The 12,979-nt window shown below is 69.4% G+C and carries 15 protein-coding genes and 1 pseudogene; 6 read left to right on the forward strand and 10 right to left on the reverse strand.

The annotated features are described in order from the left end of the window. The first annotated feature begins 61 nt into the window (after nucleotides 1-61). Together opcA and pgl are read left to right on the forward strand one after the other, a co-directional pair. Nucleotides 62-973, forward strand: coding sequence for a glucose-6-phosphate dehydrogenase assembly protein OpcA (gene opcA, locus AU196_RS13445; protein WP_059095575.1), 912 nt, complete (start codon nucleotides 62-64; stop codon nucleotides 971-973). Beyond that, a complete protein-coding gene (gene pgl, locus AU196_RS13450; protein WP_059095576.1) occupies nucleotides 970-1,707 on the forward strand; it encodes a 6-phosphogluconolactonase in 738 nt (245 codons plus the stop codon). Before opcA ends, pgl begins: the two co-directional genes overlap by 4 nt. Before the next feature lie 4 nt (nucleotides 1,708-1,711). On the opposite strand, the gene AU196_RS25545 is transcribed toward pgl, so the two are convergent. Beyond that, nucleotides 1,712-1,858 carry a hypothetical protein gene (locus AU196_RS25545; RefSeq protein WP_157546308.1) on the reverse strand — a complete coding sequence of 49 codons (147 nt, stop codon included), beginning with the start codon at nucleotides 1,856-1,858 and terminating at the stop codon, nucleotides 1,712-1,714. A 33-nt stretch (nucleotides 1,859-1,891) separates the two neighbouring features. On the opposite strand from AU196_RS25545, the gene AU196_RS13455 reads away from it, so the two are divergent. Continuing rightward, nucleotides 1,892-2,266, forward strand: a complete 375-nt coding sequence (locus tag AU196_RS13455; RefSeq protein WP_059095587.1) for a hypothetical protein — start codon at nucleotides 1,892-1,894, stop codon at nucleotides 2,264-2,266. 12 nt (nucleotides 2,267-2,278) lie between these two features. On the opposite strand, the gene ppc is transcribed toward AU196_RS13455, so the two are convergent. The 9 genes from ppc to AU196_RS13495 all read right to left on the reverse strand — a co-directional run bounded on the left by ppc (nucleotide 2,279) and on the right by AU196_RS13495 (nucleotide 11,241). Further along, complete coding sequence (gene ppc, locus AU196_RS13460) at nucleotides 2,279-5,071, reverse strand: phosphoenolpyruvate carboxylase (RefSeq protein WP_059095588.1); 2,793 nt, start codon at nucleotides 5,069-5,071, stop codon at nucleotides 2,279-2,281. Nucleotides 5,072-5,145: 74 nt separating this feature from the next. Then, entirely contained in the window at nucleotides 5,146-5,322 is a 177-nt protein-coding gene (locus AU196_RS25835) for a hypothetical protein (RefSeq protein ID WP_197415780.1), read from the reverse strand. A gap of 57 nt (nucleotides 5,323-5,379) precedes the next feature. After that, on the reverse strand, nucleotides 5,380-5,613 hold the full coding sequence (secG, locus tag AU196_RS13465; protein WP_011559804.1) for a preprotein translocase subunit SecG: 234 nt from the start codon (nucleotides 5,611-5,613) through the stop codon (nucleotides 5,380-5,382). Between the two features lie 31 nt (nucleotides 5,614-5,644). Continuing rightward, on the reverse strand, nucleotides 5,645-6,430 hold the full coding sequence (gene tpiA / locus AU196_RS13470) for a triose-phosphate isomerase (protein WP_059095577.1): 786 nt from the start codon (nucleotides 6,428-6,430) through the stop codon (nucleotides 5,645-5,647). A 3-nt stretch (nucleotides 6,431-6,433) separates the two neighbouring features. Then, nucleotides 6,434-7,657, reverse strand: a complete 1,224-nt coding sequence (locus AU196_RS13475; protein WP_059095578.1) for a phosphoglycerate kinase — start codon at nucleotides 7,655-7,657, stop codon at nucleotides 6,434-6,436. A gap of 4 nt (nucleotides 7,658-7,661) precedes the next feature. After that, nucleotides 7,662-8,681 (reverse strand): type I glyceraldehyde-3-phosphate dehydrogenase, encoded by a 1,020-nt coding sequence (gene gap / locus AU196_RS13480; RefSeq protein ID WP_059095579.1) that lies wholly within the window; start codon nucleotides 8,679-8,681, stop codon nucleotides 7,662-7,664. Nucleotides 8,682-8,760: 79 nt separating this feature from the next. Beyond that, nucleotides 8,761-9,438, reverse strand: a complete 678-nt coding sequence (locus AU196_RS13485) for an ABC transporter substrate-binding protein (protein ID WP_059095580.1) — start codon at nucleotides 9,436-9,438, stop codon at nucleotides 8,761-8,763. A gap of 36 nt (nucleotides 9,439-9,474) precedes the next feature. Continuing rightward, entirely contained in the window at nucleotides 9,475-9,975 is a 501-nt protein-coding gene (locus AU196_RS13490) for a nitroreductase/quinone reductase family protein (RefSeq protein ID WP_059095581.1), read from the reverse strand. A 72-nt stretch (nucleotides 9,976-10,047) separates the two neighbouring features. After that, nucleotides 10,048-11,241 carry an MFS transporter gene (locus AU196_RS13495; RefSeq protein ID WP_059095582.1) on the reverse strand — a complete coding sequence of 398 codons (1,194 nt, stop codon included), beginning with the start codon at nucleotides 11,239-11,241 and terminating at the stop codon, nucleotides 10,048-10,050. A gap of 24 nt (nucleotides 11,242-11,265) precedes the next feature. Between AU196_RS13495 and AU196_RS13500 the strand changes: the two genes are divergently transcribed. The 3 genes and pseudogenes from AU196_RS13500 to AU196_RS13505 form a co-directional block, all read left to right on the forward strand. After that, entirely contained in the window at nucleotides 11,266-11,841 is a 576-nt protein-coding gene (locus tag AU196_RS13500) for a TetR/AcrR family transcriptional regulator (RefSeq protein WP_059095589.1), read from the forward strand. Between the two features lie 118 nt (nucleotides 11,842-11,959). Then, a pseudogene (locus tag AU196_RS26345) lies at nucleotides 11,960-12,241 on the forward strand (HNH endonuclease signature motif containing protein); the annotation flags it as partial. 65 nt (nucleotides 12,242-12,306) lie between these two features. Beyond that, nucleotides 12,307-12,979: DUF222 domain-containing protein (locus AU196_RS13505; protein ID WP_353647246.1), on the forward strand; the 673-nt coding region annotated here is incomplete at its 3' end.

Genomic DNA, 12,979 nt, shown 5'->3' on the forward strand with positions numbered 1-12,979 from the left:
GACGACGAGTGAGCATCGCAGCGAGGCACGAGCGAGGAGCGGATCGAGGAGGAGCCGAGCCGTGATCATCGATCTGCCCGACACCAACACCGGTGCCATCAACAAGAAGATCCAGGCGCTGCGCGAAGAGGGCGGCGCCATCACGCTGGGCCGCGTCCTCACCCTGGTCATCGCCCCCGACACCGAGGCCGTTCTCGAGGAGTCGATCGACGCGGCCAACGCGGCGAGCCGCGAACATCCCTGTCGGGTCATCGTGGTCGCCCCCGGCGACCGTCGTGCCGAGAAGGCGCAACTGGACGCCCAGTTGCGCGTCGGCAGCGACGCCGGCGCCAACGAGGTGGTGGTGCTTCGCCTTTCGGGACCGCTGGCAAACCACGCGAGCAGCGTGGTGATGCCGTTCCTGCTGCCCGACACGCCCGTCGTCACCTGGTGGCCGGACGTCGCACCCGATGTCCCCGCCCAGGATCCGTTGGGCAAGCTGGCGCTTCGCCGTATCACCGATGCCACCAACGGGGTCGATCCGCTGGCGTCGATCAAGAACCGGCTCGCCGGTTACACCCCGGGCGACACCGACCTGGCGTGGAGCCGGATCACGTATTGGCGTGCCCTGCTCACCGCGGCGGTGGACCAGGCCCCGCACGAGAAGATCAACTCGGCGCTGGTGTCGGGTCTGGAGACCGAGCCCGCCCTGGACGTGCTGGCGGGCTGGCTGGCCAGCCGGATCGACGGCCCGGTGCAGCGCGCGGTGGGCGAGCTCAAGGTGGAGCTCGTCCGGGACAGCGAGACCATCACGTTGAGTCGCCCCCAGGAGGGCATCACCGCGAAGATCACCCGCACCGCCAAGCCGGACGCGTTGATTCCGCTGGCGCGCAGGGAGACTCGCGAATGCCTGGCTGAAGACATGCGCCGGCTCGATGCCGACGAGATCTACTTCGAGGCGCTGCAGGGAATCGAGAAGGTGGAGTACGTATGACGGCTTCCATACGCAGGTACCCCGACGGCGATGCACTGGTGGCCGCCGTCGGTGACCGCCTCGCCGACGAGATCGTCTCCGCCGTCGAGCAGCGCGGCCGGGCGAACATCGTGTTGACCGGCGGCGGCACCGGGATCAAGCTGCTGGCCCGCCTGGGCACCCACGACGACCGGATCGACTGGTCGAAGGTGCACGTGTTCTTCGGCGACGAACGCTACGTGCCCGAGTCGGACGACGAGCGCAACGACAAGCAGGCCCGCGAAGCCCTGCTCGGCCACATCGACATCCCGACCGCCAACGTGCACGCGATGCCTGCGGCCGACGGTGAGTTCGGCGATGACCTCGACGCCGCCGCGCTGGCCTACGAGCAGGTGCTGGCGGGGCAGGCCGAACGGGACGAACCGACGCCGGTGTTCGACGTCCACCTGCTCGGGATGGGGCCGGAGGGCCACGTCAACTCGCTGTTCCCGCACACCCCGGCGGTGCGCGAGACCACCCGACTGGTGGTCGGGGTGCCGGACTCCCCCAAGCCGCCGCCGCAGCGGATCACCCTGACGCTGCCCGCGATTCAGCGCTCCCGCGAGGTGTGGCTGGTGGTGTCGGGTGACGGTAAGGCGGAGGCCGTTGCGGCCGCCGTGGGCGGTGCCGACCCCGACGACTGGCCGGCGGCGGGAGCCGTCGGCCGCGAGGCGACGGTGTGGTTCCTCGACGAGGGCGCCGCCTCCCGGCTCTGACCCACTAGTCGTCGCCGGCCCGCTCGGCCTGCGCGGCGGCGTATCCGGCGGCGTAGTCGGCGATGCGGCGGAGCACATCACCGGTGACCGACGGCCTCGGCGGGTTCTCGCATTCGCGGGACTGCACGCAATTGAGACGCCGGGACGGCATCGGCGGTTCCCCCGACCCGTCATAATGGCGATCATGGTTGACAGAAGCGGTCGGGCTAACACACGCACGGGCACTGAACGCATCAGGAAGCTCGCGCAGGCGGCGCTCAACGCCGACGTGACGGTCGAACAGGTCGACACCATCCTCGACGGGCTCAGCGACACCCTCGACGACCTCAACAGGTCGACGTCCAACCTGGACGTCACACTGGAGCGCTTCAACGAGACCATCAACCAGATCAACGCGCTGGCGCCGCGGCTCACCGCGGTGGTCGACCGGATGGAAGGCATCGTCGGCCGCGTCGAACGCCTCGTCGGCATGGGCGAGGCCGTGCTGGGCCCGTTGGCCGCGACCGAGAACGCCGTGCGCGGTGCGCTCAACGCGGTGCGTCGCAGCACCGGTCTGTGACCGGCCCCGGGGTCAACCGCTGTTGCGCAGCGCTGTCGCCAACCCGCTCATCGTGAGCAGGATGCCGCGCTGCACCAGCTCGTCGTCCTCCCCCGACCGGTACCGGCGGAGCAGTTCGACCTGCAGGTGGTTGAGCGGTTCGAGGTAGGGGAACCGGTTGAACACCGACCGCGCCAGTGCCGGGTTGTCGGCCAGCAGGTCTTCCTGACCGGTGATCAGCTTGTGCATCCGGATGGTGCGGGCGTGCTCCTCGGCGATCTTGTCGAACACCCGGCGGCGCAGGTCCTCGTCCTCGACCAACTCCGAATACCGCGCGGCCAGGCCGAGATCCGACTTGGCCATCACCTGAGCCATGTTCGACAGCACCGTCCGGAAGAACGGCCACCGCTCATACAGGTCGCGCAGGATGTCGAGCTTCGCCTCGTCACCTCCGACGTACTGCTCGAACGCGCTGCCGGTGCCGTACCACCCCGGCAGCATGACCCGCGACTGGCTCCAGGACAGCACCCACGGAATGGCCCGCAGGTCGGAGATGGACGTCGTCGGCTTGCGTGAGGCCGGCCTGCTGCCGATGTTGAGGGCGCCGATCTCGCTGACCGGCGTCGAGGCCTTGAAGTAGTCGACGAAACCCGGTGTCTCATGCACGAGTTCGGCGTAGGCGCGCTGTGCCCGCGCCGCCAGGTCGTCGAGCACCTCGTAGGCCCTGTTCGCCAGCTCCCCCAGACCTTCGGTGTCGAGCAGCGTCGATTCCAGTGTCGCGGCGACCAGCGTCTCAAGGTTACGGTGGGCGATCCGCGGTTCGGCGTACTTGGCGGCGATCACCTCACCCTGTTCGGTGATGCGCAGCGAACCGTTCACCGCGCCCGGCGGCTGCGCCAGGATGGCGTCGTAGCTCGGTCCACCGCCGCGGCCCACGGTGCCGCCGCGACCATGGAAGAGCCGCAACCGGATACCGGTCTTGCGGGCCGATTCGACGAGGTCGAGTTCGGCGCGGTAGAGCGCCCAGTTCGCGGCCAGGTAACCCCCGTCCTTGTTCGAGTCGGAGTAGCCGAGCATGACCTCCTGGCTGTCGCCCCGCGCGGTGACCATGCCGCGGTACAGCGGAAGGTCCAGGGCCGCTTCGAGGATCGACGATCCGCGCTGCAGGTCGTCGATCGTCTCGAACAGCGGCACGATGCCCACCGGTGCGTATGGTGCGTCGCCGGAGACATCGAGCAGACCCGCCTCCTTGAGCAGGATGGCCGCCTCGAGCATGTCGGACACCGACTCGCACATCGAGATGATGTAGTTGGGCACCGCCTGCGGGCCGAACACCCGCACGGCACGCGCCGCGGCCCGGACGATGTCGAGTTCCTTGCGGGCCAGCTCGGACAGCTCGGCCTTCTCGGAGGTGAGCGGGCGACGGGTGGCGAGCTCGCCGGCCAGCAGGTCGATGCGGTCGGGTTCGGGCAGCGACGCGTAGTCGGCGTGCACACCGGCCCACGCCAGCAGCTCCGCCACGACCTCCTCGTGGACGTCGGAGTTCTGCCGCATGTCGAGGCCGGACAGGTGGAACCCGAAGACCCGCACCGCTTCCCGCAGCCGCAGCAGCCGGTCGTCGGCGAGAACGGCACTGCCGTTGTCCCGCAGCGAGGTGTCGACGACGTCGACCGCGGCGTGCAGCGCGGCCGGCGTGGCGTAGCGGTCCAGGCCGAGGTCGAGTTCGTGTTCGGGCTGGATGTCGAGGATCTCCCTCGCGGTGGCGGTCAGCCTGCCGTGGATCACCCGCAGCGCGCGGCGGTACGGTTCGTCGGCGCGCGCGGCCTCGTGACACGCGTCGGCGAGTGCGGTGAGCTCGTCGCTGACGCGTACCAGCCGCGCCGACATCGACAACTCCTGCTCCAGCCCGGTCAGCTCGGCGAAGTAGTGCTCGAACGCCGCGAACGCGGCGCGAGAAGTGGCCAGCCGCACCACCTCTGCGGTGACGTTGGGATTTCCGTCGCGGTCGCCGCCGATCCAGGAACCGGGCCGCAGGATCGGTTCGGCCAGCAGATCGCCGTCGGGCCACCGAGCCTGCAGCGCGGAGCGGACCTCGGCGTTGACGCGCGGGATCACGTCGAAGAACGCGGCCTGGTAGTACCGCAGCCCGGTCTCGATCTCGTCCTGGATCTTCAAGCGCGACAATCTGATCAGCGCGGTCTGCCACAGCGTGAGGATGTGCCTGCGCAGTTCCAGTTCGATGTCGCGGCCGTCGTCGGTGGTGTCGTGGCCGTGCGAGCGCAGGCGCATGAGCTCGGTGATGCGATGCTGGGTGTCGAAGACCGTGCGCCTGCGGGTCTCGGTGGGGTGGGCGGTGATCACCGGCGAGACCAGCGCCCCGGCCAGCGCGGCGGAAACCTCGCTGGAATCCAGTTGCGCGGAGTCGAGTTTCGCGTACGTTGCGGCGAGGCTGCTGTCCTGCGGCGGCTCGCCGGCGGCCACGTGCACGGCACGGCGGCGCTCGCGGTGGATGTCCTCGGCCACGTTGGCCAGCAACGCGAAGTGGGTGAAGGCCCGGATCACGGGTATCGCGGCGCGGGCCCCGATGCCGTCGAACATCCCGGCCAGTTCGGCGCGGTCGATCTCGGAGCGGCGGACCCGGAAGGATTCCACCCGGGCGCGTTCGACGAGGTCGAACACCTCCTCGCCGTTCTGCTCACGGACCGTGTCCCCGAGGATCGCCCCGAGCAGCCGGATGTCCTCGCGCATCGGCTCACTGGCTTCGCGGCCGACCTCGGTCCGGGTCACCGAGCCGATCGGTTCGAGCGCGTCAGGGAGGTCAGCCATGCGTTCCAGTATCGGTGCCCGGTGGACCCGCCGCATGGCGGGCGGGTCCACGGGACGGTGGACGTGGGATCGGGTCAGACGTCGTCGGCGGGCTTGTCCGCGCCGGTGATGTCCCGTTCGTGCTGCGCGCGGCGGGCCAGTTCGTCGTCGTCGACCGGACGCGGTTCCTTCGCGTGCTCACGGTGATCGGGGTGCACCTCTTCGGTCGGCACCATCACGTCGCTGATATCGGGGTTGTCGTCTCGAGCCATGACAGTTCGATACCCACCGCGGGCCCGCCGCAACCGGCGTGTGACGGGTGTGACGGGTCAGCTGTACTTGATCTGCAGCGCCACGCCGACGATCGAGACGACCCAGATACCGACGACGAACAGGGTCAGCCGGTCGAGGTTCTTCTCGACGACGGTGGAGCCCGAGAGGCTCGACTGGACGCCGCCACCGAACAGGGTGGACAGGCCGCCGCCCTTGGCACGATGCAGCAGCACCAGGAGCACCACCAGCAAGCTGGTGACGATCAGCGTGATCTGCAGTGCGAGAACCATGGCGGACAGCCTACAGGCCGCGAGCCCGTGCTCAGGGCAGGGGCCCGCCCGCGGCGATCGCCGACAGCGTGGCGAACTGCTCGCCGTCGAGGGAGGCGCCACCGACCAGCGCGCCGTCCACGTCCTCCTGGGCGACGATCTCACCGACGTTCTTCGCGTTCACCGAACCGCCGTAGAGCACCCGGATCCCGGCGGCGAGCTGCGGCGAGGCGAGGGCGCCCAGCTCGTCCCGGATCGCCTTGCACACCTCTTGCGCGTCGGTGGCACTGGCCACCCGGCCGGTGCCGATCGCCCACACCGGTTCGTAGGCGATGACGGTCTGACCGACCTGTTCGGAGGTCAGACCCGCCAACGAACCGCGCAACTGCTCGACGTTGTGCTCGACGTGGTTGCCGGCCTCACGGACCTCGAGGTGCTCACCGATGCAGACGATCGGCGTGATGCCGTGCCGGAACGCCGCGGCGGCCTTGGCCGCCACCGTGGCGTCGTCCTCGTGGTGGTAGGTGCGGCGCTCGGAGTGCCCGACGACGGCGAACGTGCACCCCAGCTTGGCCAGGAACGCGCCGCTGATCTCGCCGGTGTAGGCACCGGAGTCGTGCTGGCTGACGTCCTGTGCGCCGTAGGTCAGGCGCAGTTTGTCGCCGTCCACCAGCGTCTGCACGCTGCGCAGGTCGGTGAACGGCGGGATGACCGTCACGTCGACCTTGTCGAAGTACTTGTCCGGCAGCGAGAACGCGATCTTCTGCACCAGCGCGATGGCCTCGAAGTGGTTGAGGTTCATCTTCCAGTTGCCGGCGATCAGCGGCTTACGGGCCATGGTCTAGGACTCCAGTACGTGGATGCCGGGCAGTTCCTTGCCCTCGAGGTATTCCAGCGACGCACCGCCGCCGGTGGAGATGTGGGAGAAGCCGTCCTCGGGCAGGCCGAGTTGGCGGACGGCCGCGGCACTGTCGCCGCCGCCGACGACGCTGAACGCGCCCTTGCTCGTCGCACCGATGATCGCCTCGGCGACCCCCTTGGTGCCCGCTGCGAACGCGGGGAACTCGAACACGCCCATCGGGCCGTTCCAGAACACCGTCTTGGCGTTCGAGAGCAGATTGGCGAACCGCTTCACCGACTCAGGGCCGATGTCGAGGCCCATCTTGTCTTCCGGGATGCGATCTGCCGCAACGGTTTCCGGTGCGGCGTCGGCGGAGAACTCCGGCGCCGCGACGATGTCGACGGGTAGGTGGATCACGTCGCCGTAGGTGTCGAGCAGTTCACGGCAGGTGTCGACCATCTCCGGCTGCACCAGCGACTTGCCGACCGAGACGCCTTGGGAGACAAGGAAGGTGAAGCACATCCCGCCGCCGATCACGAGGCTGTCGGCCTTCTTGGCCAGCGATTCGATCACCGCCAGCTTGTCGGAGACCTTGGAGCCGCCCAGCACCACCGCGTAGGGGCGGTCGGTCGAGCTGGTGAGCTGTTCGAGCACCTTGACCTCGGCGGCCACCAGCGTGCCCGCGTAGTGCGGCAGCAGTGTCGCGATGTCGTACACGGAGGCCTGCTTGCGGTGCACCACGCCGAAGCCGTCGGAGACGAAAGCGCCGTCGTCCCCGACGAGTTCGACCAGCGCCTTGGCCAGCGCCCGGCGCTCGTCGTCGTCCTTGCTGGTCTCGCGCGGGTCGAACCGGATGTTCTCCAGCAGCAGGACGTCACCGTCGGTGAGCCCCTCGGCGCGGGCCAGCGCGTCGGTGCCGACCACATCGCCCGCGAGCTGGACGTGGCGCCCGAGGCGGTCACCGAGCGCGGCGGCGACCGGCTTGAGCGAGTACTTCGGGTCCGGTCCGCCCTTCGGCCGCCCGAGGTGGGCGGTGACGACCACCTTCGCGCCGGCATCGGCGAGCGCCTTCAACGTCGGCACCGAGGCGATGATGCGGCCGGGATCGGTGATCGCACCGTCGTCGTCGAGGGGGACGTTGAGGTCGGAGCGAACCAAGACGCCCCTCCCCGCAATATCCCTGTCGCCGTCGTTCAGGAGATCGTCGAGCGTCTTGACGGCCATCTGGCTACAGGGACTTGCCGACGAGCGCGACCAGGTCCACGAGGCGGTTCGAGTAGCCCCACTCGTTGTCGTACCAGGAGACGACCTTGGCCTGGTTGTCGATCACCTTGGTCAGGCCCGCGTCGTACAGCGAGCTGTGCGGGTCGGTGACGATGTCGCTGGAGACGATCGGCGCGTCGTAGTACTTCAGGATGCCCTTGAGCGGTCCCTCGGCGGCGGCCTTCATCGCGGCGTTGATCTCGTCGACGGTGCCCGGCTTGGCCAGCTCGGCGGTCAGGTCGGTGACCGAACCCGTGGGGATCGGCACGCGCAGCGCGTAGCCGTCCAGCTTGCCCTTCAGCTCGGGCAGCACCAGGCCGATGGCCTTGGCGGCGCCGGTCGAGGTCGGCACGATGTTGATCGCGGCGGCGCGGGCGCGGCGCAGATCCTTGTGCGGGCCGTCCTGCAGGTTCTGGTCCTGGGTGTAGGCGTGGATCGTCGTCATCAGGCCCTTGACGATGCCGAACTCGTCGTTGAGGACCTTGGCCAGCGGCCCGAGGCAGTTCGTGGTGCACGACGCGTTGGAGATGATGTTCTGGCTGCCGTCGTACTTGTCGTCGTTGACGCCCAGCACGATCGTGATGTCCTCGTCGCTGGCCGGCGCGGAGATGATGACCTTCTTGGCACCGGCGTCCAGATGGCCCTGGGCCTTGTCGCGCTTGGTGAAGATGCCGGTCGACTCGACGACGACGTCGACACCCAGGTCACCCCAGGGCAGCGCCGACGGGCCCTCCTTGATCGACAGACCCTTGAGCGCGTCACCGCCCACGTTGATGGTCTCGCCGTCGACGGAGACGTCGAACGGCAACCGGCCGAGGATCGAGTCGAACTTCAGCAGGTGGGCGAGGGTCTCGTTGTCGGTGAGGTCGTTGACCGCCACGATCTCGACATCGGTGTTCTTGCCCTCGAGCTTCTGGGCGGCCAACGCCCGGAAGAAGTTGCGGCCGATGCGGCCGAAGCCGTTGACGCCTACCCGGATGGTCACGTGGATCTCCCCTGTCTGCCTGGCGGTGAATTGCTCGCCCGCCAGCCTAGTGGGGCCGGATTTCGGACGCGCGGGCTGGTCAGTGCACGGCCAGGCTCTGGTCGGCGTACGGATTGCCCAGCCATTTACGGCGGATCTGTTGCAGCGTGCCCGCGTCCTCCAACTCGGCCTGCGCCACGCTGATGCGGCTCAGCAACTGTTGGTCGTGCGCAGCGACGGCGACGGCGACGTTCTCGACGGACAGCCCCTTCTGGACGACGTCGACGCCCGGGAGCTCCTTGGTCAGTTCGGTCAGCGTCGGCCCGAGCGCCATGACGGCGTCACACCGGCCGGCCGACAGGTCCGACAGCGCGGTGGTCACGTCGTCGTAGGGCTCGATCCTCTCGGCGCCTTCGGCGACCTGCCGGGCCGGGTTGTCCCGCTCCACGGCGAGGGTCAGGCCCGCCAGGTCCTCGACGGCGTGCACGTGGGGCAGCCGGGCGGTGTCGACGGCGATGGCCTGTCCGGTGATGAGGTAGGGCGGGGCGAAGGCGGCCCGGCGTTCCCGCTCGTCGGTGACGGTGACACCTGCGACGCAGTCGAGGTCGCCGGCGGCCAGGGCGTCGAAGACCGTCGCGCGGTCGGAGGGGACGAACTGCGCCGTCTCCCCGATCGCGTCGGCGATCGCCGTCATGAGGTCGATGTCGAGGCCGGCGTCACCGTCCATACCGTTGAACGGGGGGGACGGGACGATCACGCCGACTCGGAGAGTGCCCATACCGGCCACGGTAGTCGCGCAGGATCGACGGGACCCCTAACGCGGTGTGAGCCGGAATACCGGGATGTGACGGCCGATCGGGTCCGTCTTGGCGCGGTAGTCACTCCAACCGGCGTAGACCTGCTCGGCGAGCCCGTAGACACGTGCGTAGTCATCCGGGTCGGTGATCTCGGTGGCGACGAACTTCTCGTCGCCCAGTTCGCATTCGGGGTGCGCTGTCAGGTTGTGGTACCACTGCGGATGTCGCGTTCCGCCGTAATTCGAGGCGGTCACGATCGGGTCCGGACCGTCGTGGAAGTAGGTGATCTGGTGCACCCGGGGCTGACCCGTCTTCGCGCCCGTGGTGAGCAGCGGTGCGGTGGACGGCCCTCCGAGGACCGCCGGATAGCGGCCGCCGCTCGCGCGGTACAGCCACGGGTCGACGCGGGAGAAGAGGTGGTGGGCGAGGTACTGCCCCGCGCGCGACCGGCTGAAGCTCTCGATGGCCGTGTACCAGCGGCTGTGCTTCTTGTACGGATCGACGTAACGCAGCGGCATGGGCTTCAAACTACCTCCGCGCCGTCCGTCCGGGGCATGATCAGCCCAGGTCAGGGCGTCTTTTAGGGCGCATCATGCGACGGTCACCGCGGGCTCGGAGCTTTCGGCCGCGTTGCGGCGCCGCCCGTACTCCGCGACGGCGATCGACACCGCCGACAGTGCCGCCGCCACGGCGAACGCCGGTGCGAACCCCGTGCCGGTGATGACGGCGCCCAGAACAGTGGCGCCGACGGCCTGTCCGAACATCAGCGCGACGAACAACAGCGCGGTGCCCGCCGCGGCGTTCGCGGGATCGATCGCGGTGGTCCACAGGATGAGTGAGGAGGTGGCGGCGGTGAACCCCCAGCCGAAGGCGAAGCAGCCCAGTAGTGCGGCGGGTGTGACGTCGGGGACGGCCGCGAGGAGCAGGACGGCGCCGGTCATCACCGTGCACGTCGACGTCCACGCGGTCACGGGTGTCAGCTTCGCCAGCGGTGTGGCGGTGACGATCACCGCGGCCGAGCCGAGGCCGAGCACGATCCACGCGGCGATCGTGCCGCGCTGGGAGACGGCGCCCGTCTCGACGAGCAGACTCCGGCCGTAGGTCCACACCGCACTGGATGCGGCGCCCATGAGCACCGCGGCGGCGATGGCCGTGGCGTGGCGCCTGAGCCATCCGGTCGAGGGCCTGCGCGGGCGGTCCGGCGTTGAGCTCCGTGCGGGTCGGTCCACCGCGAGCAACGCCGCGGCGCACGCCGCGGTCACTGCGCCGATCACGACCCAGGTGAGACGCCACTGTGGCAGGAGCAGCAGCGCGAGCACGCCCGCGACGACCAGGCCCGGTCCGGTACCCCCGTTGACCATGGCCTGAGCGCCGTCGACCCGGCGAGGCTCGATGTTGCGGGCGACGATGCTCACCATGGCCGGCGAGGCGATACCCGCACAGGCGGAGCTGAGCACGGCGAAGACGCCGAAGGCCAGGATGTCGTGGGCGGCGGACATACCCCACACCCCGACGCACGCCGTTGCCGCCGCCGTCACGATCAGGGGCCGTGGGAGCCGGTTCCCCAGCGCGAAACCGACTGCGGCAGCGACGCAGTAGAACAGAGACGACGCCGACGAGATGTAACCGGCCACCGCCGCAGACAGACCCAGATCGGCCTGGATGTCGGGAAGGAACAACCCATAGGCCAACCGCACCAGGCCGTAGGCCGCGGCGATGAAGCTGGTCCCGAAGGCGATGACGAGGGCCTCGCGGCCGCCGACAAACGAAAACGATCGTTTCACCTTTCCGAGTTTAGGCTGATGACCATGCCGGTGCGCAAGAGCTCCGAGGACAAACTGCTCGACGCAGTCGATGACCTGGTGTTCTCCCGCGGAATCGAATCCACGCCGGTGGATGCGGTCCTCGCCAGGGCGGGCGTGTCGGCGGCCACGCTGTACCGCGCCTACCGGAGCAAGGAGGCGCTGATCGCGGCCGCCCTGGAGCGTCGCCACGAGCGGTGGCGCGAGGTGTGGGACCACGCCATCGCCGCAGTGGCCGACGACGAGGAGCGACTGCTGGCGGTCTTCGACGCGGTGGACGACTTCGCCCGGCGGCCGGACGGAGCGCGGTGGTGCGCCTTCCTCGGTACCGCCGCGGAATATGCCGACCCTCCGGCGGAGATCGCCGAGGCCGTGGGACGCGACACGGACTACCTCCGAGAACGGTTGCGGCAGTTGGCTTCCCGGCTCCCCTGCGCCGATCCCGACCGGCTGGCCGAGTCGGTGCTGGTGGTGCTCACCGGGGAACTCGCCATGCGACTGCGCGACAACCGCCGCCGGCGGTCCACGACCGGCCGCCAGATCGCGAAGACCGTGATCGCCGCCGCCACCGACCGGCATTAGCCCCCGCTCCCCACTCCCTCCCCCTTTCCGCGAGGGTGCGCCGTGATGTCACAGCAGTGTGCGCACGCTCGCCGCTGAGGCGGGATATGTGTCGGACCTTCGAACTAGTGTTCGAGGCATGGATGGGGACTTCAGCGCAGCGGTCGACCGTCTGCGGGCGGCGGTCGCCGACCTGCACACCGCCTCGCTTGACGACCTGACCGATCCGCAGGTGGTGGGCGAACTCGACCGCATCAAACAAGCCGTCTGGGCGGTGCCGGCCGTGGAGCACCGGCTGACCGCACGCCTGATCGGCGCCGACCCCCACGCGTTGGGCGCCACCTCGATCCGGGAGGTGTTGGCCAACCACCTACGCATCACCCCCACCGACGCCCGCAACCGGATCACCGACGCCACCCAACTCGGCCCGCGCTACACGATTCACGGGGAACGCGTGCAGACCGAGTTGGCGCATACCGCCCCGCGGTGGCCCGCGGCGACATCGGGGTTGAGCATGTGCGGGTCATCCAGGACTTCATCCGGAAGCTGCCGGTGTGGGTGTCAGCCGCGCGCCGCGACGACTACGAACGCGACCTCGTCACCCACGCGATCGAGTTGCGTCCGGATCAGTTCAAGCAGGTCGCCGAGACCCTGTTGGGGTTCATCGACCAGGACGGCACCGAACCCGACCACCAGACCCTGCGACGCCGTCGCCACCTCCGGGTGGGCCGCCAGCAGGCCGACGGGATGAGCCGCATCGAGGGCTGGCTCACCCCCGAAGCCCGCGCCCTGTGGGATGTGATCGCCGCCAAATACGCCGCCCCCGGCCAGAATGTGCCCCATGACGACGCGGTCACCGGCCGCGACGATCGCACCCCCGGCCAACGCCACCACGACGCGCTGACCCGCGCCCTCGGCGACGCGATCGCCTCCGGCCGCCTGGGCCGGGTCGCCGGCGTACCCGCCGGCATCGTGGCCACCGCCACGCTCAGCGAGCTCGAACGCGCCGCCGGCTGGGCCCACACCGGCGGCGGCAACCGGATCCCGGTGCGCGACCTGATCCGCCTGGCCGGCCACTCCCGGCACTACTTGGCGGTGTTCGACGACCACACCGAAGAAATCCTCTACCTCGGCCGCGCAAACGCTGCGCGTCCACGCG

Origin of the sequence: Mycobacterium sp. IS-1742, from assembly GCF_001500125.1 — a bacterium.
GTDB lineage: Bacteria > Actinomycetota > Actinomycetes > Mycobacteriales > Mycobacteriaceae > Mycobacterium.